The organism is Billgrantia sulfidoxydans, assembly GCF_017868775.1.
Lineage (GTDB): Bacteria > Pseudomonadota > Gammaproteobacteria > Pseudomonadales > Halomonadaceae > Halomonas > Halomonas sulfidoxydans.
Window position 1 is genome coordinate 2,656,754 of the sequence record NZ_CP053381.1, and the last position, 23,029, is coordinate 2,679,782.

Consider the following 23,029-nt stretch of genomic DNA (forward strand, 5'->3'; position numbering starts at 1 on the left):
TACCAGACTAAGGGATCACGGCCACGGGCGAAGCCGTAAAAAGCGCCTGCCGAAGACAGTTTCTCATGGCCAGGCAATGGCCTTCAGGCATCTTGTGGTGCCACTCCGCTGCGGGAGAGATAGCGACTGGCGAAAAGATCGGCCGGTACCGGCTGACCGGTGAGGTAGCCCTGGACCAGTTCGACGCCGTGTCGAGCCAGGATGTCGCGCTGCGCCTCGGTCTCGACGCCAACGGCGGCGATACGCCACTCCATTTCTCCGGCCAGCCCCGCCACCGCAGCCACGATCGCCGCACTACCGCGCTGGCCGCTGTCCAGGCGCTGCACGAAACGGCGGTCGATCTTGAGCATGCTGATCGGCAGCTCCTGCAGGTAGCCAAACGAGGCGTAGCCGGTGCCGAAATCGTTGATGGCGACCTCGCCGCCCAACCGCCGCAGCCGCTTGAGCACGACGGCCGCCTGATGAGGCTTCTCCAGCAGCGTTCGCTCGGCGATCTCGAACCCCACCAGGCCCGGCTGAAGCTTGTGCTCGTTGAGCTTGGTAGCCACGCGTACGGGCAAATCGTGCTGCCAGAACTGGCGCGACGAGAGGTTGATGCTGACGGGGACCGGCGTAGCCCCCGAGGCACTCCAGCCGGCCAGCTGGGTGCAGACCTGCTCGAGGATGAACTCGTCCAGCTGCGGCAGCAGCCCCGCGCGCTCGGCCAGGGTCACGACGCTGACCGGCGGCACGCTGCCCAGCAGCGGATGATGCCAGCGCAACAGGACCTCGGCACCATGCAGCCGATTGCCGTCACGCTCGAACACCGGTTGATAATGGAGCTGCAGCCCCTCGCCGCTGATGAAAGCTTCACGCAGGGCGGTTTCCAGCGCGCGCTGGCGGTCGTCCTGCAGGTTCATTTCGTTGCGGTAGAGGCGGTAGCCGTTGCGCCCTTCCTGCTTGGCCTGGTACATGGCGACATCGGCATTGTGCACCAGCGACTCCGCCGTCGAGGCGTCATCGGGATAGAGGCTGATCCCCAGGCTGCAGCCGAGGCGGAACTCCTGGCCCTCGATCACGCAGGGCTCGCGCACGGCCTCCACCAGGCGCCGGGCCACCCGCACCACCTCGTCCACCTCCTCCAGATCGGGCAGCAGCACGAGGAATTCATCGCCCCCCAGGCGGGCAAGGGTGTCGTCCTCACGCAGGCGCGTCTGCAGCCGTTCGGCCATCATCACCAGCAGTTCGTCGCCGAAGGCATGGCCCAGCGCATCGTTGACCTCCTTGAAGTGGTCCAGGTCGACGAAGATCACCGCCAGCCGGCTCTGGTTGCGATGGGCGTGGCGTATCGCCAGCTCCAGACGATCCTCCAGCAGGCGGCGATTGGGCAGGCCGGTGAGGGCATCATAGTAGGCCAGCTTGCGAATGCGCTCTTCGCTGTCGCGCAAGTGGGTGATGTCGCTGAACAGCGCCGCGTAGTGGGTCGCCGTGCCGCTGCGGTCGGTGATCGCCGTGATCGTGAGCAGCTCCAGATAGAGCTCGCCGCTCTTGCGCCGGTTCCAGATCTCGCCGCGCCAGTTGCCGCTGCGCTGCAGGGTGTCCCACATCTGGCGGTAGAAGGCGGCATCGTGGCGACCCGAGGAGAGAATGGCAGGGGTCTTGCCGATCACCTCCTCGGCGCTATAGCCGGTCATGTGGCTGAAGGCGCGGTTGACGAATTCGATGCGATTGGCGGCATCGGTAACGATGATGCCTTCCAGCGAGGAGTCGATGACCCGCTCGGCCAGTTGGCGGTTCTCCCGCGACTGGGCCAGCGCACGGTCGCGCTGCTCCAGCGCATGGCGCAGGTCCTGCATGTAGAGGTGCTCGGCGCCGGCCAGCATGTCGCGAAAGCCCAGCAGCCCCACCACCTCACCGGCCTCGTCGAGCACGGCCAGGTGGCGCACGCGGTGATTCAACAGCAGGTCGCGTGCAGCAATCAGCGTGTCGTCCTGGCGCACCGTCAGCAGGGGCCGACTGGCCAGCGAATCGATCGGCGTGTTGCCCGGATGGCGCGCCACGAAGCGCACCAGGTCGCGTTCGGTGAGAATGCCCAGCTCGCCGCCCTCGCACTTGACCACCACGGCATCGCATTCCGAGAGGCGCATCGAACGCGCCGCCTGGGCCAGGCGCTGCCCCCCATCCAGCACCAGCGCCCGATGACGCATGGCCGCCTGGACCTCGCGCAGCCGCAGGTAGGGCTCGAGCCCCTGGTTCAGTGCCACGTCCGTCTGCGACAGGATGCCTAGCGGAGCGTCAGCGTCATCCACGACGAGAAAATGCCGGCGCCGCTCGGCGTTGAAGCGTAGTGCGGCCTCACTGAGCGGCGTGGAACCGTGCAGGCACACCACCGGCTGGCTCATGACCTGGGCTATCGGCTGGCGTACGGCTTCGGGGTCGGCAAAATTGACCGCCAGTGCATCGTGCTCCGTCCAGATTCCCACCGGCTGTCCTGCCTTGACCACGACGATCGAGCTGCACTGGCGCGCCGCCATGCGTTCGGCGGCCATCCACAGCGGTGTCTCGGGCTCGCACGTGAGGAGGCCGGACTGCATGATGCGTTCGATGGGTAGCTCTTGGCTCATGGCGCCTCGCTGGCTGGATACTGCTGCTTGAGTCGTCGTCGACATGGAACTCAAGAGCAACCTGCACGCGTCCCTGCACGGTTCAGGATCCCTGCCTGCCTGTCCGGAGTGGCGATGTGGAATGTAGCCAATCCGTAACTGCATTTTATCCACTTGGCCTGACTTTGCATCAACGCAGGGAAAAAAAGACCAACGCTTGGTGTTTTTCGCGCAAATAAAGCGGCACCAGACGCTAAAGTTGCCGGCTTGGCGGCCGATAGAGTTTGCGGGAGAGGCTGTCCGCCAGACGGCCTTGGGGGATGCTGAAAGATCGCTTCAGCAAGGCATACACAAGGAAAAACACGACATGTCTTCGCCACTGACCGATGCCACCAATGCCTTGAACACGTCGGCGTTACACGACCTGACACCGCGCCAGCGCAAGGAGACCGTGCTCGCCACGCTACCTTCGGCGGGCTCCGTGCTGGCCCAGGCCGCAAGCCTCGGCCAGGCACCCAGCCCAGCCGACCTGGTGGAACCGATTCAACGCATCAACGAAGTGCTTCGCCAGTATGGCGTGGAGTTCGAACTCAACGACACGTCACGGATCATCACTCGCATCGTGGATCGTGAAACGGGCGACGTGCTGCGCCAGATTCCTGCGGAGGAAGTGCTGGCCATCGCCGAACGGCTGGAGGAACTGCAGGGCAACCTGATCAGCCTCAAGGTGTAAGTTCACACCTGCATGTTCATGACGTCCTTATAGGCCGCCACCAGGCGATTACGCACCTGCAGCCCCATCTGGAAGGCGACACTGGCCTTCTGCATGTCGACCATGACGTCGTTGAGTTCGACGTTGGGATCGCCGGCCTGGAACGCCATGGTCTTGGCAGCGGATGCCTGCTGCAGGCGGTTGATGCGCTGTATCGACGCCTGCAACTCGCCAGCGAAACCGCCCTGGCCCACTTGAGTGGAAACCTGCTGCCCCTTGCCCGCCTGACCGCCGGCCTGGGTCGCCAGGGTCTGCATCTGGGCCAGTGCCGACTGGATGGCCGGTGAACTCATGATCCGCGCCCTCTCTCGTTCGCCATGGCATCTGCACCATGGAGCGTTTGCCTGCTGACGCCGGGGCCGCCGAATCGGGCCCCTGGCGAATGTAGAGCAAGGCTAACAGGTTACGAAGCGTCACCAAACTACCAAATGGCAGGAAAAAAAGGGGCTTTTCCCGCCTTTGGAGTGGATGGCGGCTCGCATAATAGCGTTCATCACAGTTGCGCCCCCACGGGGGCAGCCAGAACGCGGTGAACGGATGCAGTCGATGCCATCTTCGAGCAACATTTTCCAGGCAGCCGATGACGCTCTCCTACGGGGGGACGCATGAGCAACGGCGCCACGACGCAGGAGCGTCAGGCCTCCCCGGGCAGCGGGTCCTCCGCTGCGCTGCTGGAGCGCCTTCAGCAGCAGTTTCGCGGAAACCCGCTGATCGCCGTTCTGATCGGCGGTGCCGCCATGATCGCGATCGTGGTGGCCTTGCTGATGTGGGCGCGTGAACCGGAGTATCGCGTCCTCTACAGCAACCTCACCGAAGCCGATGGCGGGCGCATCATCAGCGAGCTGGATAGCCGCGGCGTTCCCTATCGCTTCAGCGAAGGCGGCACCGCCCTGCTGGTGCCGGGCGACAGCGTGCACAGCCTGCGCCTGCAGCTGGCCGAACAGGGCCTGCCGCGCGGCGGCAACGTCGGTTTCGAGCTGATGGACAGCCAAGCCTTCGGCGTCAGCCAGTTCGCCGAGCAGGTCAACTACCAGCGCGGCCTCGAGGGTGAACTGTCGCGCTCCATCGAGTCCCTGGGGCCGGTGGAGCGCGCCCGCGTTCACCTGGCCATGGCCAAGTCCTCCGTCTTCGTGCGCGACCGCGAACCCGCCAAGGCGTCCATCATCGTGACCCTCGAGCCGGGCCGCGTCATGGGTGAAAGCCAAGTCGCCGCCATCGTCCACATGGTCTCCAGCAGCGTACCGGACCTCGCGGCCGAGAACGTCACCGTGGTCGACCATAGCGGTCGCATGCTGTCGATGCCGAACAGCCAGGGCCGTGGGCTCGACGCGACCCAGCTCGACTACATCGCCGAAGTCGAACGCTCCTTCCAGCAGCGCATCGAGAACATCCTGGCGCCGATCCTCGGCCGCGACAGCATCAGCGCCCAGGTGGCCGCCCAGATCGACTTTTCGCGCCGCGAAGAGACCAGCGAGCGCTACGGCCCCAACCAGCCGCCCAACGAAGCCGCGGTGCGAAGCCGCCAGACCAGCCTCTCCTACAACGGCGACGACGGCGTGGCGCGGGGCATCCCCGGTGCCCTGAGCAACACCCCGCCGGGCGTGGCGCCCTCCCCCATCGAGCTGCAGACCGACGAGGAAGGCGAGCTCACCGAGGAGGCCGAGCAGAGCCTGCGCGCGCTAAACAATCTGAGCCAGGACGACGTCATCAACTACGAGGTCGATCGTAACGTCCAGCACATCCAGCATCGCCAGGGCCAGGTGACGCGCCTGACCGCCGCGGTGGTGGTGGACTATCGCGAGGAGCGCGACGAGAACGGCGAATGGCAGCGCGTTGCGCTCAGCGAGGCCGAGATCGCCCAGATCGAGCGCCTGGTGCGCCAGGCCATCGGCTTCTCCCAGGCGCGGGGCGACGCGATCGAAGTGGTCAACAGCCCGTTCAGCCGTGTGGTCGAGGAGAGCGAGGAGCTCGAGTGGTGGCAGTCGCCCGAGATCCATGCCCTGGCGCTGACCGTCGGCCGCTACCTGCTGGTCGCCCTGGGCATCCTGCTCGGCTACCTGCTGATCCTGCGCCCGTTGATCAAGCGCCACACTGAGCGTCCCGTGCTGGCGGCCGCGCCGGGCACCGGCCTGCAGGTCCGCGTGGGCGACGATGCCGAGGCCAGCGAAGGCGAGCTGCAGGCGGCCGGCGGAGAAGACGACGAACTGCGCCCGTACCAGAAGCCGAAGCGCAAGCGCCGCTCCTCGGCCTATGAGGACCACCTGGCCGAACTGCGTGAGCTCGCCCAGGAGGATCCCCGCATGATCGCCATGATCGTTCGCAGCTGGATGAACAAAGAATGAGCAGTGCCAAGCCCATGAGCGGCGTACGCCGCAGCGCCATCCTGATGCTGGCCCTCGACGAGGACAGCGCCGCGGAGGTGTTCAAGTACCTCGCGCCCAAGGAGATCCAGCAGCTCAGCATGGAGATGGCGGAGATGGATCAGGTCTCCCACGAGGACATGCAGCAGGTCATGCTGGAGTTCCATCGCGAGACCGAGGAGTTCATCGCCCTCAACCTCAACTCCAGCGACCATATTCGCTCGGTATTGACCAAGGCCCTGGGCAGCGAACGCGCCACCAGCCTGATCGAGGACATCCTGGAGTCCACCGGCACCAGCAGCGGCATCGACTCTCTGAACCTGATGGAAGCGTCGATGGTGGCGGAGCTGATCCGCGACGAACACCCGCAGATCATCGCCACCATCCTGGTGCACCTGGAGCGCCATCAGGCCGCCGATGTGCTGGAACTGTTCGACGACAAGCTGCGCAACGACGTGGTGCTGCGTATCGCCACCTTCAGCGGCGTCCAGCCGGCTGCCCTGCAGGAACTCACCGAGGTGCTCTCCGGCATGCTCGATGGCCAGAACCTCAAGCGCAGCAAGATGGGCGGCGTGAGAACCGCCGCCGAGATTCTCAACCTGATGAACTCCTCCCTGGAGGAGACCGCCATCGAGACGGTGCGCGCCCACAGCGAGGACCTGGCCCAGAAGATCATCGACGAGATGTTCCTGTTCGAGAACCTCATGGACCTGGACGACCGCAGTATCCAGCTGGTGCTCAAGGAGATCGACACCAACTCGCTGGTGGTGGCGCTCAAGGGCGCACCCGAAGGTCTCATGGAGAAGTTCCTGCGCAACATGTCGCGGCGGGCCGCCGATCTCTTGCGCGAGGACATGGAAGCCCGCGGGCCGATTCGCGTGTCCCAGGTGGAAGCCGAGCAGAAGGCCATCCTCCAGGTGGTGCGCCGCCTGGCGGATTCCGGCGAGATCGTGCTGAGCGGCGGAGACGACACCTATGTCTGAACGTTCGCCCGCCTCTTCCGAACGGCACGCGCCGTGGCAGCGCTGGCAGATGGGCCAGTTGCACGACGAAAACCCGGCCGAGCGACAGAGCCAGGAGTTGGACCCGGCCGAGCAGGCCAGGCGCCGCGCCGCCTTTCAGCGCCAGGCGGAGCTGAAGGCACTGCGCGAGAAAGTCATTCAGGAAGCCCGCGAAGAGGGTTATCGAGCCGGCTTCGAGACTGGGCGCCACGAAGGCCATGCCCAGGGCTTGAAGGAAGGACGCCAGGAGGCCGAGCAAGAGTTGAAGCGTCGCACTCACGAGGTCGTCACGCCGCTCAAGCCGCTCGCCGAGCAGTTCGCGAACGCGCTGGCAACGCTCGACGATGAGATCGCCACGGATCTGGTGGAACTGGCCTTGGCAACCGGCCAACAGCTGGCCGGGGAAGCGCTCAAGGCTCGGCCGCGCCAGGTACTGGAGCTGGTCAAGGCGCTGCTGCACACCGAGCCACCACTGGTCGGCCAGCAGCGCCTGTGGCTGAACCCCCAGGATCACAAGCTGGTGGAAGAACACCTGGGCGTCGAGCTGGCTGCCGCCGGCTGGAAGCTGCAGCCCGATGCCCAGCTGACCCGTGGCGGCTGTCGGGTGACGAGCGCTAATGGCGAGCTGGATGCCACCTGGGAAACACGCTGGCAGGCGGTAAAGTCGCAGGTGCGCAGGCGCCACTCGACGCCCCCCGCCGGCGACGGCAAAGATGACTAGCAGCGAGATGCGCCCATGACCGAAGCAGCGGTATCGACACCCAATGCGCACCGGATGCGCTGGCAGCAGGCGCTGCGGCACGTTCGCGAGCGTGTGGAGACGGTACCCGGCTACCGCACCAGCGGGCGTGTCCTGCGCGCCACCGGCATGGTGATCGAGGCCGTCGGCCTGCGTGTGGCGCTCGGCAATGCCTGCCGCATCGAACTGCTCTCCCCCGGCGGCAACGAAGCGCCGCAGTTCGCCGAGGCCGAAGTGGTCGGCTTCAACGGCGAACGCCTTCTGCTGATGCCGCTCACCGAGATCTCCGGCCTGATGCCCGGCGCCCGGGTGTACCCGCTCGGCGACGGCCCGGATCATGCCGCTCGCCGCTTCCCTCTCGGCGAGTCGCTGCTGGGCCGCGTCGTCGACGGCAACGGCGAGCCGCTCGATGGCCTCGGGCCGCTGGACGACGCCCCGCGCGCGCCGCTCAGCACGCCACCGCTCAACCCGCTCAGGCGCGCCCCGATCGACGAGCAGATCGACGTCGGTATCCGGGCCATCAACGCCCTGCTCAGCGTCGGTCGCGGGCAGCGCATGGGCCTGTTCGCCGGCTCCGGTGTGGGCAAGTCGGTGCTGCTCGGCATGATGGCCCGCTATACCGGCGCCGACGTCATCGTGGTCGGGCTAATCGGCGAGCGCGGTCGCGAGGTACAGGACTTCATCGACAACATCCTCGGCCAGGAGGGGCGCCGCCGCGCCGTGGTGGTGGCAGCTCCTGCCGACACCTCGCCGCTGCAACGGCTGCAGGGCGCCGCCTATGCCACGCGCCTGGCCGAGGGATTCCGCGATCAGGGCAAGAACGTGCTGCTGATCATGGATTCACTGACCCGCTTCGCCATGGCCCAGCGCGAAATCGCCCTCGCCATCGGCGAACCGCCGGCGACCAAGGGTTATCCGCCCTCGGTGTTCGCCAAGCTCCCCAGCCTGGTGGAGCGCGCCGGCAATGCCGAGCGCGGCCGCGGCTCGATCACTGCCTTCTATACCGTGCTGACCGAAGGCGACGACCAGCAGGACCCCATCGCCGACTCGGCACGCGCGATCCTCGACGGCCACATCGTCCTGTCGCGGGCCCTGGCCGAAGCCGGCCACTACCCGGCCATCGACATCGAGGCCTCGATCAGCCGCGTGATGACCCACATCATCGACGAACGGCAACTGGGCATGACCCAGGCGTTCAAGCGACTCTTCTCGCGCTACCAGCGCAACCGCGACCTGATCAGCGTGGGCGCCTACAGCCCGGGGCACGACCCTCAGCTGGACGAAGCCGTCCAGCGCTACCCGCAGCTGGAACACTTCCTCCAGCAGGGCATCAATGAGAATGCTTCGATCGAGGCTTCCCGACAGGTTCTTGCTGAGACCCTAGGAGTCAAGCAATGAGTGCACCGTCTCAACTCGCCATGCTGAGCGACCTGGCGCGGGATGCCCGCGATCAGGCCGGCCGACTGCTGGCCGGCGAGCGACAGAGCGAGCGCCAGGTGGCTTCCCAACTGGAGTCGCTCAGTCGCTATCGGCTCGAATATGCCGAGCGCCTGCAGCAGGCCATGCGGGAAGGTATCGACCCGGCCAGCATGCACAACTACCAGCAGTTCCTGGCTTCGCTGGATGCCGCCCTGCAGCGGGCCAGGCAGGCGCTCGATGCCCAGCAGCAACGCGTTCAGCAGAGCCAGCAACAGTGGCGACAGGAACAGCAGCGACTCTCGGCCTTCGATACCCTGGTGTCGCGCCGTGACGTCGAGCGGCAGCGTCAGGAGGAGCGCCGCGAACAACGCACCAGCGACGAGATGGCAGCCGGACGGCTACTGCGCCAGCGCGCCGGATACGCATCCTGATCCGGTCAAGGAGACAACCATGAATATCCAGATGATCCTGTCCGCCTTGCCGACGCCGCTCTCCGGCAAGCCGGACACCGGCGCCGGCCAGGGCCAGTTCGCCCTGGCACTCAGCCAGGCTGCCACGGCCACTCCCGACCAGGCGGGCAACGTCACGTTTGCCGCCCAACTGAGCGCCATGCCGACAGAGGGGTTACCGCCGCCGACCATGGCCGCTCAGCAGGCGCTGCTCCAGGCCCTGAACGGCCACGCCGGGCAGCGACTCGACGGCGAGGCCGAATCAGCCCTGCCCGATGCGGAGCTGCGCGAGATCATGGCGCGGCTCGCGCTGATCGAAGGCAGCAGCCAGGCGCCGGCCCTGCCCGATGCAGCGCTGCCGGCCGACCAGCAAACGGCACGCCCCGTTGACGAGATGAGCGTCGAGCTCGCCGAACACCCCCAGGCTGCGGCCCTGATGACGGCTGCCGTCACCGAGACACAGCGCCCTGGTACGGCAGCCTCTCCGGGCATGAATTTACCGGGTGAACGCGCCGCACAGCCCGGCCAGCCGGCTGCCGCTGCCGCCGGCCACCCGCTGACGGCGTCGCTAGCAGCCTCGGCAGCCGCCGCCGCGGAAGCGGGAGATGGTGCTGCGGCGTCGGCTCGGCCGGCCGACTTCGCCAATGCCTTGGCCAAGGCACCTGCGCCTCAGCCTACCGCCGAGCTGCGAGCCACCACCGCCGAGACACCGCGTGGCGGCTTCATACCGGATGCCGCCACCATGACACAGGCCACCACCGGCCCCACGGCACCCGCCCATGCATCGGCTCAGCCCGCCCCGCCCCCGGTCCCGGTCGCCCAGGCCAGCCTTGCCGCTCCACTCCAGAGTCCGGCCTGGCCCAGCCAACTGGGGCAACAGCTGGTGCAGTTCGCCCGCCAGGGCGGTGAACAGCAGGTCGAGATGCGCTTGAATCCCGCCGAGCTCGGGCCGCTCACGGTGACCCTGAAAATGACCGAGCAGGGGGCCCAGGCGCAGTTCCTGTCCGCCCATGCCCAGGTACGCCAGGTCCTCGAACAGGCCATTCCACAGCTCCGTGAGGCACTGGCCGAGCAGGGCATCAGCCTCGGCGAGACCTCCGTTGGCGAGCAGCGCAAACAGGACGCCCAGGCGTTCGCGGGCCGTGACGGTCAGCGTGGCCAGGGGGGAGCAACCCGGGGCGAAGACGGGCTGGCACTGCCGGATGGCGATGAGCCGGGCGTGTCCCCCTCCTCCATCACGCTCCCGCTGGATGGCCGGGTGAACCTCTACGCTTGAGACAAAAAGCCAAGATAGGCCCTTTCGCGCGGCCTGTTCCTGTCATCAGGGGTCGCGCACCTTCGGCATACTCTCCTCAACGGCTAGACCCACATTGACAAAGGCAAGGCAATGGCGAAATCGACGGGTGGCTCCTCCAAGCTCCTGTGGTTGATGATACTGCTGGTACTGCTCTCCACGGCGGCGGCCGGGGCGGCCATCTACATGGTCATGAACGATCGTAATGAAGGCGATGCCAGCCTCCAGACGCAGCAGATCGAGCGGCAGGCACCGATCTTCGTCAAGATCGACCCCTTCACGGTCAATCTCGCCGACGACAACTTCGGCTCGCGCCTGCTCTACACCGGCATCTCGCTCAAGGTCGGCGCGGACGAGACCCGCGAGATCCTGATCGAGCACATGCCACAGGTACGCAGCCGGCTGCTGATGCTGTTTTCCGGCAAGCAGGCGAGCGAACTGACCACGCCGGACGGCAAGCGCCGCCTGAGCGAGGAGGTCATCGCCGTGCTCTCGGAGCCGCTGACCGAACCCCAGCCGTCCCTCGAGATCCAGGACGTGCTGTTCACCGAGTTCATCGTGCAATAAACGGGTGCCCTGGCCACCATGTCCCAAGACGATCTGCTGTCACAGGATGAAATCGACGCCCTGCTCAAGGGCGTCAGCGGCGATGACGAGCCCGTTGCGCGCAGCGACGGCGACTCCCGCGTACGTCCTTATGACCCGGCGACCCAGCACCGCGTGATTCGCGAGCGCCTGCAGGCGCTGGATATCATCAACGAACGCTTCGCGCGGCACTTCCGCATGGGGCTGTTCAACCTGCTGCGGCGTAGCGCCGATATCACCGTCGATTCGGTACGCTATCTGAGCTACAGCGAGTTCTCCCGCAACGTGCCGGTACCGACCAATATCAACATCATCGGCATGAAGCCGCTGCGTGGGTCGGCGCTGATCGTGTTTCCGCCCAACCTGGTGTTCATGGTGGTGGACAACCTGTTCGGCGGCGACGGGCGCTTCCTGACCAAGTCCGAAGGGCGCGAGTTCACCAACACCGAGCAGCGCATCATCCAGCGCCTGCTGCAGCTGGCCATCGACGCCTACGAAGAGTCGTGGAAGTCGGTCTACCCGCTGCAGATCAGCTACCTGCGCTCGGAGATGCAGTCGAAGTTCGCCAACATCACCAACTCGCCCAACGAGATCGTGGTGAACACGAACTTCAACATCGAAGTCGGCAATCTCTCCAGCAGCTTCCAGATCTGCATCCCTTACCTGATGGTCGAACCCCTGCGCGACCTGCTGGCCAACCCGCTCAGCGACGGCCACCACGACCAGGATGGCTCCTGGACCAAGCGCATGGCCGGCGAGCTGCGTCGCTCCGAGGTGGAGCTGATCGCCAACTTTGCCGATGTCCCCACCCGCATCGCCCATGTCATGGCGCTCAAGGTGGGCGACGTCCTCCCTCTCGAGCTGCCCGAGACGGTCACCGCCAGCGTCGACGGCGTGCCGGTGATGGAGTGCGACTACGGTAGCCAGCACGAGCAACGCGCGCTGCGTGTCATCCGCATCATCGATCATGGTGCACAGAACCCGGCGTCAAAGGACGCTTTCATCAAGGGCGCAGCGCCTCAAGCCAAGGACTTCAAGCATGACTGATCCCAAGAAACCCGATCAGAACGTTTCCGACGACGACTGGGCCTCCGCGATGTCCGAGCAGGAAGGAAACGAGCCCGCGGCCGACGACGACCCCTGGGCCGAAGCCATGGCCGAGCAGCAAGCGGCCGAGTCTGCGGCCGGCGCCGAGGACGATCCCTGGGCGGAAGCCCTGGCCGAGCAGGAAGCGGCCGATGCCGCGGCCGACGAGGCCCCGGCGTCGGCCAGCGCGCCTGCCGCCGCCCCTCAGTCGGCCGGCGACCGGGTGTTCCGCCCGCTCGACAAGGGCAAGGAAGGCGGTGCCGCCCGCGACCTCGAAATGATCATGGATATTCCGGTCAAGCTGACCGTGGAGCTGGGCCGCACCAAGCTGACCATCAAGCAGTTGCTGGAGCTGACCCAGGGCTCCGTCGTCGAACTCGACGGCCTGGCCGGCGAACCGATGGACATCCTGATCAATGGCTATCTGATCGCCCAGGGCGAGGTCGTCGTGGTCGACGACAAGTACGGCATCCGCATCACCGAGATCATCACCCCCTCCGAGCGGGTACAGAAACTCAACCGATGAGCAACACCGCCTCTTCCGAGACCGCCTCGGGGCTCGAGTCCCTGGCCGTCGGTGGCGATGCCCTGGTGGGCATGGCCACCCTCGGCAAGACTGCCGCCGCCCTGGCGCTGGTCATTGCCATCATTTTCATCTGCACGGCGCTGCTGCGTCGCTGGAATCCCCAGAAGCGCGCGGCGGGCGGCCATCTGCAGGTCATCGGCAGCGCCGCCCTGGGCAACCGCGAGCGAGTGGTGATCGTCGAGGTCGAAGGTACCTGGCTGGTACTCGGTGTCGGCGGTGGCCAGATCAACAAACTGCATGAGCTCGCGGCTCCCGCCCGGCCCGCCGGAAATGGCTCGCACCCGATGCCCGAGGGGGAGCGCTTCGCCGCTCGCTTTGCACGCGCACTCAAGCACAACGCCGGCCTGGGCGGCCGCGGGCGAGGAGATGCATGATCGGCTCTCCTCGCTCGCTGCACCGGCTCGCCCTGGCCGTCGCGCTGATCCTCACCCTGTTGCCGCTCGGTGCGCAGGCCCAGCAGATTCCCGGAATCATCAGCCAGCCCCTCGAAGACGGTGGCCAGCAGTGGTCGATCCAGCTGCAAACCCTGCTATTGCTGAGCTCGCTGGCCTTCCTGCCGGCGGCGCTGCTGATGATGACCAGCTTCACCCGGATCATCATCGTGCTCAGCCTGCTGCGCACCGCCATCGGCACCCAGGCCACGCCGCCCAATCAGGTGCTGCTGGGCCTGGCCCTGTTCCTGACCTTCTTCGTGATGTCGCCGGTCATCGGCCTGGTCTACGAAACGGCCTGGGTGCCGCTGACTGCCGATGAGATCAACTTCGACGAGTTCCTGCAGCTGGCCCAGCAGCCCTTCCGCGAGTTCATGCTGGCCCAGACCCGTGAGCCCGACCTGGCGCTGTTCGCCCGCCTGGCCGAGGTCGGCCCCATGCAGGGCCCGGAAGACGTGCCGCTGCGGATCCTGGTGCCGTCCTTCGTCACCAGCGAGCTGAAGACAGCGTTCCAGATCGGCTTCACCATCTTCATCCCGTTCCTGATCATCGACCTGGTGGTGGCCAGTACGCTGATGTCGCTGGGCATGATGATGGTGCCCCCGGCGACGATCTCGCTGCCGTTCAAGCTGATGCTGTTCGTGCTGGTGGATGGCTGGCAGCTGATCATCGGCTCGCTGTCCGAAAGCTTCTTCATCTAGGCCCGGGCATTGATCCGGGCCTACGCGAAACAGGGCCGAGCCAGCCTCGGCGAGGAGTCCAAATGACACCGGAAATGGTCATGAGCATTGCCTACCAGGGCATGCGCGTCACGCTGTTCCTGGCCGGCCCGCTGCTGATCACCGCGCTGCTGACCGGCCTGATCGTGAGCCTGTTCCAGGCCGCGACCCAGATCAACGAGATGACCCTCTCCTTCATCCCCAAGATCCTTGGCGTCTTCAGCGTGCTGGTGCTGGCCGGCCCCTGGCTGATCGGCCTGATCGTCGACTTCACGCGCAACCTCTTCACCAGCATCCCCAGCATGCTGATGTGAGTCACGCATGGTCGAGGTGACTTTCGCCCAGCTGCACGGCTGGCTCGTCATCCTGCTGTGGCCCTTCGTGCGGATCCTGGCCTTCTTCTCGGCTGCCCCGCTGTGGGGCCACTCCAGTGTCCCGCGCCAGGCCAAGATCGGCCTGGCGTTCCTGGTCACGGTGGTCGTCGCGCCGGTGCTGCCCCCCATGCCCGACGTGCCGATCGTCTCCTGGGCGGGCCTCGGGCTGATGGTGGAACAGATGCTGATCGGCATTGCCATCGGCGTGGTGATGCATGTGACCTTCGCCGTGGTGCAGGCTGCCGGCGAGTTCATCGGCCTGAAGATGGGCCTGGCCTTCGCCACGTTCTTCGATGCCGGCAGCGGCACCAACACCATGATCCTCTCGCGGGTGTTCTACATGATCACGCTGCTGCTGTTTCTCGCCCTGGGCGGGCACCTGCTGGTGCTCGAAGCGCTGGTCTCCAGCTTCCACGGCCTGCCCGTCGGCATCGGTTCGTTCAACCCCGCCGCCTTCGAGATGCTGGTGCGCTACGGCGGCACCATCTTCGTGGCGGGCATGTCGCTGGCATTGCCGCTGGTGGGCTCGCTGCTGATCATCAATTTGGCCATGGGCATCCTCAACCGCTCGGCCCCTCAGCTCACCGTGTTCAACATCGGCTTCCCCATGATGCTGACTATCGGCCTGGTACTGCTGATGGTATTGATGACCGATATGTCGCGCTTCCTCCAGGGGCTGTTCAGCCACGGCATCCAGTTCCTCTACTCGCTCATCGACGCGATGGCGCCACTCGCCTGAACGCCTGAACGCCTGAACGCCTGAACGCCTGCCAGGCGAAACCCGCCCCACCCCCTGAACAAAAAAAACCGCCCCGGCGAACCGGAGCGGCGAAAAGAGACCCCATGGGTTTGCACCGACAAGGTCTGCAGGGAAGCGTAAAGCCTCGTCCGCCAGCTTTTGGACGCCGCTTAGGGAGATGCTGGCTGCACGAGCGAATTGCCGCGCAGCCTCGGGCCTCAGAGATAATTGAACAGCGACAGGCCCTTGACGTCGACGAAGGCCTTCTGCGCCGCCTGCAGCCCGACCTGACGCAGGCTGTACTCGGAAATCGCCTCGCTGTAGTCGAGGTCGACCAGGTCGGAGAGGGTCTGCTCGTAGTTGTTCATGCGGTTGCCGCCGACGGCCTCGATCACGTCCAGCTCGTTGAGACGCGCCCCCATGGAGGCGCGCACGGTGAGCACGTTGTCGAGACCGTTGTCGAGCTCCCGCATGGTGGTACGCAGCGTATTGGCCAGCTCGGCTTTCTCGGTCGGGGTGCCGGCCGGGTTCTCGAGCACACCGAGTGCCTTCTCCAGGGTCTTGAAGAGGTCATGGTTCATCTCGTCTGCGGTGGCAAACTTGACCCCATCCCCATCTTGGGGAGTTCCCTGCAGCTCGAGCCTCAAGCCGCCCACTTCGACCGTCTGGCCGGCAGGGTCGTAGGGCTCGTCGTTCAGGGCCGGTGCCGTATCGACCCAGTCGCCGTTATCGTCCTGCATCTTCACGGTATAGGTATGCGTTACGCCATCGCTGGTGAAGTCGACGCGAAACGCACGGCCATGGTTCGGGTCCGCGTTGTTCACGACCTGCGGACCGGAGAAGCGCACGTTGCCTCCGTTGCTGCCGGTAAGCGTACCGTCCGCATCCAGCGTCCCGGCCTCGGACAGGTAACCGGCACCACTCGCGACGCTGTTGAAGATGCGCGCGCCACTGTCCGACACCGGCATCTCGCGCGAGGCATCGACACGCTGCGCCCGGGCATTGTCGTCGCCGACATAGGACACGCCGTCAGCACTGCGTACGAAGGGGGGGCTCGAATCCTGATAGCCGCCGAACAGGTAGCGTCCGTTACCGTCGCTGGCATTGGCCTGGCCGATCAGCGTCTCGTAGATGCCGCGCAGCTCCGAGGCCACCGACTGGCGATCCGCATCGTTCAGGGTGTCGCTAGACGCCTGCACCAGCAGCGTCTTGGCGCTGGTGATGGCATCGCTGACACTGTTAAGTACGCTCTCGGCCTGGGCCAGCGAGTTGCGCGCCGATACGCGCGCATCGGCGAACTGCTGGCTCACCGCCATGGCCTGGGAGACGCCGACCGCCCTCGAGGCCGCCTGGGGATCGTCGGAGGGGTTCACGACGCGGCGCCCGCTGGCAATCTGCTGGCCGACCTTGAGGAAGTCGCTCTGCTGACGATTCATGGATGCCACGCTCTGATCGAACATGGTCACGGTGCTGATACGCATCGTACGAGACTCCCTGGTGATCAGTTACGCAAGCCGAGGATGGTGTCGAATACCGTGGAAGCGGTATCGATGACCCTGGCGTTGGCCATATAGAACTGCTGGTAGCGAATCAGGTTGGCCGCTTCCTCGTCCAGGTTGACGCCGGATTCTGACTGCTGCACCGCCTTGAGCTGGTCGGTGAGCCCCTGGCGGGCGTCGAGGTTGACCTTGACGATGTTGGCTCGATTGCCCACGTCGCTGACCATGCCGGCGTAGGCCTGGCTGAACGACGAGCGCCCGGCCACCAGCGCCTCGCTCTGCAGGTTCTGCAGGGCCAGGGCATTACGGTTGTCACCGGTACCGGACATGATCCAGTCGGCCGGATCGTCCGTCGGGTTGAGCGGCTGGGCCGCGGCAATCTTGTCCAGGTCGGAAACCTGCGACTCGAAGGCGGCTGCGGCACGCCGCACCGGTTGAACCTCGTAGCGATCGCCATTGGCAGGCGTACCGCTGAACTGCAACGTCACGCCTCCGAAGCCCAGCGTCGAGGTCCCGTCGTCCCAGGTGATTTCGTCGGCCGGTACCGCCTGGCCATTGTCCTTGCGAATCACCTGGGGGGGATCGCCCGGGGTACCGAAGCGCACCGTATAGTCAGTGGCGCGCAGCCTGTCGATATTGTCCGTATCGAAGCTGGCCGTCAGCACGTCCTCGCCGCTGGTGTTGCGCGGGTAGGAGTAGGCCTGAGGCTGACCGATGGTGAAGAAATCCCCGCCCGGATCGCCGTTGAGATCCATCCCTTGGCGATGCTGTTCGTTGAAACCCACCGTCAGCGATACGGCCAATTGGCCGATCTGGCTCTGGGTCTTGTCCAGGGTCTCGGCACGGAAGGTCATCAGGCCGCCCAGGGCCCCGCCCTGGATGGTATTTTCCGGTAGCGCTATCAGGTTGCCACCGGAGTCGCGATAGCCCAGCACGGTACGCTGCGGGTCGTTGGGGGCATCCATCGCCTCCAGGCGATAGTGGTTGGTGCCGGAAACCAGTGGCTGCCCGTTGGGCAGGCTGATGTTGTAGCTCTTGCCATCCTGGATATCCAGGCGCAGGTTCATGCGCTCGCTGAGCTCGGCCACCAACTGGTCGCGCTGGTTGAGCAGGCTGTTGGGGGCCTCGCCGCTGCGCGCACGGGCCAGGGCGATCTCGCGGTTGAGCGTGGCGAGCTGCTCGGTGGCGTTGTTGATCTGGGTGACTTCATCCTCGATCTGGCCGTTGATGCCCTCCTGCATGTCCTGCAGGTAACCGTCGAAGGCGCGGAACTGGGCGGTCATGGTGTCGGCGGTGCCAAGCACGCCCTGGCGCGCCGCCGGGTCGGAAGGTGCACCGGCGAGGTCTTCCAACGACGAGAAGAAGCTCTGCATCAGCGGTGCCAGACCCGCCTCCCGGTCGGCCAGCAGGTTGTCGATCTGGCTGATCTGGTTCTCGTAGGTCGACAGCGCGCTGGAGGAGCTGGTTGCTGCGTTGAGCTGCGAGGCGACGTACTGGTTGAACTGGCGCTGGATGTCGTTGACCTGCACGCCGGCGTCGGCACGGCTCTGCCCCAGGATCGTCAGTTCCCGGTTGTAGCCGGGGGTATAGACGTTGCTGATGTTGTTGCTGGTGGTGTTCAGCGCGTTCTGGGCGGCATTCAGGCCGCTCAGGCCGACGGAAAAAATGGTGCTCATGGTGTCGTTTCCTTTCGCCAATGCCCGTTATATCGGCCCGGGTCCGCGAACCTTTAGGCGCCGAGACGCAAATCAGTAGCTGAAGAAGACCAGCGAGTCGCCACGCTGCTGCACCGGCCCCATGGAGTTCATCACCGCGATCAGCTTGTCGGCGTAGGCCGGGTCGGTGGCGTAGCCGCCCGCCTGGAGGGCGCGAGCGGCCTGCTCGGCGCTGCCGGCGGTGGTGACCGCTGCATAGCGGGGGTTGTTGCCGATCAGCCGCGCATAGTCGGTGAAGGCCTGCTCGAAGGAGTCGTAGGCACGGAAGGTGTCGACCACTCGCGTGCGCCGCCCGTTGATGTATTCATGGGTGGTGACGTCAGTGGTACGCCCCTGCCAGTTGCGCCCCGCCTTGATGCCGAACAGGTTGTAGCTGTTGCCGCCATCGGCCGTGGCGATCTCGTGGCGCCCCCAGCCGGTCTCCAGTGCCGCCTGAGCCAGGATCAGCTCGGCCGGCACCCCGGTCTGGCGGCTTGCCGCCTGGGCGGGTGCCGAGAGGCGCTGCATGAAGCGTTGCACATGCTCGCCCCCCTGACCGTCGCTCGGGGCTGAGCGGAGCGCCTCGCCGGCAGCCGTGCCGGCGCTTCCTGGCTCGCCGGCGGCGCGGCTCGGGGCCGGCAGCGTGGCATCAAGGGCCGACATGAAGCCCCCGCGCACCGCTTCGAGCTCCTCGAGGAAGGTTGCCGGCAGGCTGGCCGCACGCTCTTCTCGCGCCGCCCCCGTCGCCTTGCCCTCATCCTGCGGGGCTATTGCCTCTTCGCCTGCCGGTTGCAGGGCATCCTGAAGCACCCTGGGCGTGCCGCGCGGTATCCCGGCAATCAATTCGCCCAGTTCGCGGTCGGCCACGCCCGAGCGGGACGACGAGGCACCCAACTGGCCTTCAAGCTGGGCGACGAGATGGTCGGCCAGGCCGATGCCGCGTCCGGCCATGGTCTGGGCCCACTGCTGGTCGAGCATCGACTGGTAGAACTCGCCCTGCTGGCTGTCGAGCAGGCCACCGTCAGGAATGGTGTCGCGCATGCTCTTGAGCATCATCTGCAGGAACAGTGCCTCGAACTGCTGTGCGGCACCGCGCAGGCCTGCCGCGCTATCCTGACGCGCGGTGTGCTTGAGCCGCTCGAGCCCCTGTACGTCGAGGGCGAACTGGCCGGTGGCGTCCTGAATGCTCATCAGAGGATCTCCAGCTCGGCACGCAGCGAACCGGATGCCTTGAGCGCCTCGAGAATGGCCATCAGGTCGGTGGGCGTGGCGCCGAGCGCGTTGAGCGCATTGACCACGTCGACCAGGTCGGCCCCTTCGACCACGCGCAGATAGGCATCCTGCTCCTGAACCTCGATCTCGGTATCGGGCACCACCACCGTTTCCCCTTCGCCGAAGGGCGCCGGCTGGCTGACCATGAAGCGCGGATCGATCACGATCGAGAGATTGCCATGAGCCACCGCGGCACGATGCAGCTTGACCGCACTGTTCATGACCACCGAGCCGGTGCGGGCGTTGAACACCACCTTGGCCGCCGCCTCCGTGGGCGTGACCTGGATATTCTCCACCTGGGCCATGAAATTGACCCGAGAATTGGCATTCATCGGCCCGTCGAGGGCGATGACGCGGCCGTTCATTGCTGCCGCCACCGGCCGGCCGAATTCGTCGTTGATGGCGTTGACCACGCGCTGCACGGTGCCGAAATCGGACTCCTTCAATTCCAGCTCGAGCAGCCCGCCATTGCTCCCGAGATCGAGCGGGACTTCACGCTCCACCATGGCGCCGCCGGCAATGCGCCCGCCAGCCAGCTGATTGACCTGAACCGAGGCGCCTCCCGCCGCCGCCCCAGCTCCACCAACCAGGAGGTTGCCCTGAGCGATGGCGTAGGTATCGCCGTCGGCGCCCTTCAGCGGGGTCATCAGCAGCGTGCCGCCACGCAGGCTGCGCGCGTTTCCGATCGACGAGACGTTGACATCCAGCCGCTGCCCGGGACGCGAGAAAGGCGGCAAATCGGCCGTCACCATCACCGCGGCAACGTTGCGCAGCTGCATGTTGGTGCCGGGCGGCACCGTGATGCCGAGTTGCGACAGCATGTTGGTCAGGCTCTGCCCGGTGAAGGGGGCCTGCATGGTCTGGTCACCGGTCCCGTCGAGGCCGACCACCAAGCCATAGCCCACCAGCTGGTTGTCACGCACGCCAGCGAAACTGGCGATCTCCCGGATGCGCTCGGCCTGTACCGGCAGCGCCAGCAGGAGGAGCCATGCCAGAAGCAGGAGTTTCGCCGCCATCGGAGGAGAACGGTATGGCTTGGACATCGTGAGAGTTGTCATGGTCGCCTCGCTCGCGGTCGCTCAGAAAGGCGAGATGTTGAGGAAGAAGCGCTGCATCCAGCCCATGTACTGCGCCTCGTTGATGTAGCCGTTGCCCACATATTCGATACGGGCGTCGGCCACGGCGGTCGAGGGCACGGTGTTCTGGCCGGTGATGGTGCGCGGATTGACCACCCCGGAGAAGCGAATGAACTCGACCCCCTGGTTGATGGCGATCTGCTTCTCGCCGCGCACCCGCAGGTTGCCGTTGTGCATCACCTCGAGCACCGAGACGGTGATGGTGCCGGTGAAGCTGTTGTTGGCCTGGGAGCCGCCGCCGCCGGAGAAATCGCTCTCGCCGGAGAGGTCGAAGCCGTACTCGGCCAGGCGCTCCAGCGCATCGGGCAGCTCGGCCAGGTCAAGACCGGCCGAGCCGCTGCGATCCATGTTGGAGCGCGAGTTCTTGCTTGCGCTGACCTGCTCGTCGAGCACGATGGTCAGGATGTCGCCCACCATGCGCGGTCGGCGATCCTCGAACAGCGGCTGGACCCCGCGATGCGCCTGGTAGATGGAACCATTGGCCAAGCGCGGCGGCGGCTCGACGATATTGATCTGCTCCTGCTCGCCGACCACCGAGGCACGCGGCACCTGGGCACATCCGCCCAGGGCCAGCATGATGATGGCGATAACCGCCGTGATCACTCTACCCGCCATCGAACTAGTACCCGTACCTTTCATTCTTGCTCGCTTCCGGCCGAACGCTTCAGCCCAGGATGTGCCGTTGATCGTCGATCAGAGCTGGCTCAGGCGGGCCAGCATCTCGTCGCTGGTCTGCACGGCACGGCTGTTGATCTCGTAGGCCCGCTGGGTCTGGATCATGCTGACCATCTCCTCCACCACATTGACGTTGGAGGTCTCCACGTAGCCTTGGAACAGCCTGCCGGCACCGTTCATCCCCGGCATGGCCTCGTTGCGCGGGCCCGACGAAGTGGTTTCGCGATAAAGGTTGCCGCCGATGCTCTCGAGCCCCGTCGCATTGACGAACGTCGAAATGGTGATCTGGCCCACCTCCAGCGCCTGGTTCACGCCCGGCTGGGTCACCGAGACGATGCCGTCCTCGCCGATGGAGATCGACAGGGCGTTGTCGGGAATGATGATGGCCGGCTCGAGCGGATAGCCGTTGGCGTTGACCATCTGTCCGTTCTCGTTGAGCTGGAAGCTGCCGTCGCGGGTATAGGCCGTGGAGCCATCCGGCATCAGCACCTGGAAGAAACCGTTGCCGTTGATCGCCAGGTCACGCGAATTTTCGGTCTGCTCGAGCCCGCCCTGGCTGTGCAGGCGCTCGGTGGCCACCGGACGCACACCGGTACCGACCTGCATTCCCGAAGGCAGGCGGTTCTGTACGTCGTTTTGTGCACCGGGCTGGCGCAGGTTCTGGTAGAGCAGGTCCTCGAACACCGCCCGCGAGCGCTTGAAGCCGTTGGTGCTGACGTTGGCCAGGTTGTTGGAGATGACGTCCAGCTTGACCTGCTGGGATTCCAGGCCGGTCTTGGCCGTCCACAGTGACTTGATCATGAGACTTTTCCTTTACCCTGCGCGCCGTCGGCTCGTGAGCGAGCCATCAGCCTTGTATAGAGAGCAGATTGTTGGCCCGCTGGGCATTCTCGTCAGCGGTCTTGATCGCCTTCATCTGCATTTCGTAGCGCTTGGCCACGTCGATCATGGCGACCATCGCCTCCACGGCGCTGACGTTGCTGCCTTCCAGCGCACCACTGGCAAGCCGCGCTTCCTCGTCGGCCTCCAGCGCGGCGACCTCGCCCTCCGCATTCGGCGGCACGCGGAACAGGCCATCATCGCCGCGCTGCAGGCTCTGCTGCGGCGTGACCAGCTTCAACCGACCTACGTCGACCAGTGCCTCGGGGCCTTCTCCCTCACCGATGGCGCTGAGGGTCCCGTCGGCACCGATGGTGACGCTCGAGCCCAACGGCACGATGAGGGGACCGCCCTCGCCGATCACCGGCCGCCCCACCACGGTGACCAGACCGTTGCCATCCACTTGCAAGTCGCCGCGGCGGGTATAGGCTTCGCTGCCGTCGTCGGCCTGCACGGCGAGCCAGGCATCACCTTCCAGCGCCACATCCAGCTCGCGCCCCGTTTGGGTGATCGGCCCCTGGCTGAAATCGCTGCCCGGCGTGGTCGCCGCGACCGATACGCGGGTCGGCAACACGCCGTCGCCCTGAACCGGCACGGCACGCATGGCATGCAGTTGGGCGCGGAAGCCGCTGGTCGAGACGTTGGACAGGTTGTGGCTGACCACCGCCTGCTGATCCATGCTCTGCTTGGCCCCGCTCATGGCGGTATAGAGGATACGGTCCACGATTTCGCTCCCTT

General features: G+C 65.8%; 23 protein-coding genes. 14 read left to right on the top strand and 9 right to left on the bottom strand.

Annotation, left to right across the window (positions count from 1 at the left end; all coding sequences use genetic code 11):
- Positions 1–83: 83 nt before the first annotated feature.
- Entirely contained in the window at positions 84–2,603 is a 2,520-nt protein-coding gene (locus HNO51_RS12235) for an EAL domain-containing protein (protein WP_209537559.1), read from the bottom strand.
- A gap of 346 nt (positions 2,604–2,949) precedes the next feature.
- On the opposite strand from HNO51_RS12235, the gene HNO51_RS12240 reads away from it, so the two are divergent.
- Positions 2,950–3,315: a flagellar protein FlaG gene (locus HNO51_RS12240; protein ID WP_209537560.1), complete on the top strand. Its 366-nt coding sequence runs from the start codon at positions 2,950–2,952 to the stop codon at positions 3,313–3,315.
- Positions 3,316–3,317: 2 nt separating this feature from the next.
- Here HNO51_RS12240 and fliE read toward each other — a convergent pair whose 3' ends face one another.
- Positions 3,318–3,647, bottom strand: a complete 330-nt coding sequence (gene fliE, locus HNO51_RS12245) for a flagellar hook-basal body complex protein FliE (RefSeq protein WP_209537561.1) — start codon at positions 3,645–3,647, stop codon at positions 3,318–3,320.
- Positions 3,648–3,959: 312 nt separating this feature from the next.
- Between fliE and fliF the strand changes: the two genes are divergently transcribed.
- The 13 genes from fliF to fliR all read left to right on the top strand — a co-directional run bounded on the left by fliF (position 3,960) and on the right by fliR (position 15,136).
- Positions 3,960–5,696: a flagellar basal-body MS-ring/collar protein FliF gene (gene fliF, locus HNO51_RS12250; protein ID WP_209537562.1), complete on the top strand. Its 1,737-nt coding sequence runs from the start codon at positions 3,960–3,962 to the stop codon at positions 5,694–5,696.
- Complete coding sequence (gene fliG / locus HNO51_RS12255; protein WP_197447643.1) at positions 5,693–6,697, top strand: flagellar motor switch protein FliG; 1,005 nt, start codon at positions 5,693–5,695, stop codon at positions 6,695–6,697. Before fliF ends, fliG begins: the two co-directional genes overlap by 4 nt.
- Complete coding sequence (locus tag HNO51_RS12260; RefSeq protein WP_197447644.1) at positions 6,690–7,436, top strand: flagellar assembly protein FliH; 747 nt, start codon at positions 6,690–6,692, stop codon at positions 7,434–7,436. The genes fliG and HNO51_RS12260 overlap by 8 nt, the downstream gene beginning before the upstream one ends.
- Before the next feature lie 15 nt (positions 7,437–7,451).
- Positions 7,452–8,852: a flagellar protein export ATPase FliI gene (gene fliI, locus HNO51_RS12265; RefSeq protein ID WP_276571202.1), complete on the top strand. Its 1,401-nt coding sequence runs from the start codon at positions 7,452–7,454 to the stop codon at positions 8,850–8,852.
- Entirely contained in the window at positions 8,849–9,304 is a 456-nt protein-coding gene (gene fliJ / locus HNO51_RS12270) for a flagellar export protein FliJ (protein ID WP_197447645.1), read from the top strand. Before fliI ends, fliJ begins: the two co-directional genes overlap by 4 nt.
- Positions 9,305–9,323: 19 nt before the next feature.
- Entirely contained in the window at positions 9,324–10,598 is a 1,275-nt protein-coding gene (locus tag HNO51_RS12275; protein ID WP_209537563.1) for a flagellar hook-length control protein FliK, read from the top strand.
- A gap of 111 nt (positions 10,599–10,709) precedes the next feature.
- Entirely contained in the window at positions 10,710–11,183 is a 474-nt protein-coding gene (gene fliL, locus HNO51_RS12280) for a flagellar basal body-associated protein FliL (RefSeq protein ID WP_197447647.1), read from the top strand.
- A gap of 18 nt (positions 11,184–11,201) precedes the next feature.
- Positions 11,202–12,248, top strand: a complete 1,047-nt coding sequence (gene fliM, locus HNO51_RS12285) for a flagellar motor switch protein FliM (RefSeq protein WP_197447648.1) — start codon at positions 11,202–11,204, stop codon at positions 12,246–12,248.
- The gene (gene fliN / locus HNO51_RS12290; protein ID WP_197447649.1) at positions 12,241–12,813 is read left to right on the top strand and encodes a flagellar motor switch protein FliN; all 573 of its coding nucleotides are present in this window, start codon (positions 12,241–12,243) and stop codon (positions 12,811–12,813) included. The genes fliM and fliN overlap by 8 nt, the downstream gene beginning before the upstream one ends.
- Positions 12,810–13,247, top strand: a complete 438-nt coding sequence (gene fliO, locus HNO51_RS12295; protein WP_197447650.1) for a flagellar biosynthetic protein FliO — start codon at positions 12,810–12,812, stop codon at positions 13,245–13,247. The genes fliN and fliO overlap by 4 nt, the downstream gene beginning before the upstream one ends.
- Positions 13,244–14,005, top strand: coding sequence for a flagellar type III secretion system pore protein FliP (fliP, locus tag HNO51_RS12300; RefSeq protein ID WP_234283462.1), 762 nt, complete (start codon positions 13,244–13,246; stop codon positions 14,003–14,005). The genes fliO and fliP overlap by 4 nt, the downstream gene beginning before the upstream one ends.
- Before the next feature lie 62 nt (positions 14,006–14,067).
- Positions 14,068–14,337 carry a flagellar biosynthesis protein FliQ gene (gene fliQ, locus HNO51_RS12305; RefSeq protein WP_197447651.1) on the top strand — a complete coding sequence of 90 codons (270 nt, stop codon included), beginning with the start codon at positions 14,068–14,070 and terminating at the stop codon, positions 14,335–14,337.
- 7 nt (positions 14,338–14,344) lie between these two features.
- Complete coding sequence (fliR, locus tag HNO51_RS12310; RefSeq protein ID WP_197447652.1) at positions 14,345–15,136, top strand: flagellar biosynthetic protein FliR; 792 nt, start codon at positions 14,345–14,347, stop codon at positions 15,134–15,136.
- A gap of 218 nt (positions 15,137–15,354) precedes the next feature.
- Here fliR and flgL read toward each other — a convergent pair whose 3' ends face one another.
- From flgL to HNO51_RS12345, 7 genes are all read right to left on the bottom strand, one after another.
- Positions 15,355–16,617 carry a flagellar hook-associated protein FlgL gene (gene flgL, locus HNO51_RS12315; RefSeq protein WP_197447653.1) on the bottom strand — a complete coding sequence of 421 codons (1,263 nt, stop codon included), beginning with the start codon at positions 16,615–16,617 and terminating at the stop codon, positions 15,355–15,357.
- 20 nt (positions 16,618–16,637) lie between these two features.
- Complete coding sequence (flgK, locus tag HNO51_RS12320; protein ID WP_197447654.1) at positions 16,638–18,311, bottom strand: flagellar hook-associated protein FlgK; 1,674 nt, start codon at positions 18,309–18,311, stop codon at positions 16,638–16,640.
- Between the two features lie 72 nt (positions 18,312–18,383).
- The gene (flgJ, locus tag HNO51_RS12325) at positions 18,384–19,520 is read right to left on the bottom strand and encodes a flagellar assembly peptidoglycan hydrolase FlgJ (protein WP_197447655.1); all 1,137 of its coding nucleotides are present in this window, start codon (positions 19,518–19,520) and stop codon (positions 18,384–18,386) included.
- Positions 19,520–20,617 carry a flagellar basal body P-ring protein FlgI gene (locus HNO51_RS12330; RefSeq protein WP_234283542.1) on the bottom strand — a complete coding sequence of 366 codons (1,098 nt, stop codon included), beginning with the start codon at positions 20,615–20,617 and terminating at the stop codon, positions 19,520–19,522. The genes flgJ and HNO51_RS12330 overlap by 1 nt, the downstream gene beginning before the upstream one ends.
- Before the next feature lie 63 nt (positions 20,618–20,680).
- Entirely contained in the window at positions 20,681–21,313 is a 633-nt protein-coding gene (locus HNO51_RS12335) for a flagellar basal body L-ring protein FlgH (RefSeq protein WP_422674268.1), read from the bottom strand.
- Between the two features lie 117 nt (positions 21,314–21,430).
- On the bottom strand, positions 21,431–22,213 hold the full coding sequence (gene flgG / locus HNO51_RS12340; RefSeq protein ID WP_197447657.1) for a flagellar basal-body rod protein FlgG: 783 nt from the start codon (positions 22,211–22,213) through the stop codon (positions 21,431–21,433).
- A gap of 46 nt (positions 22,214–22,259) precedes the next feature.
- Positions 22,260–23,015 (bottom strand): flagellar basal body rod protein FlgF, encoded by a 756-nt coding sequence (locus HNO51_RS12345; protein WP_197447658.1) that lies wholly within the window; start codon positions 23,013–23,015, stop codon positions 22,260–22,262.
- Positions 23,016–23,029: the final 14 nt, after the last annotated feature.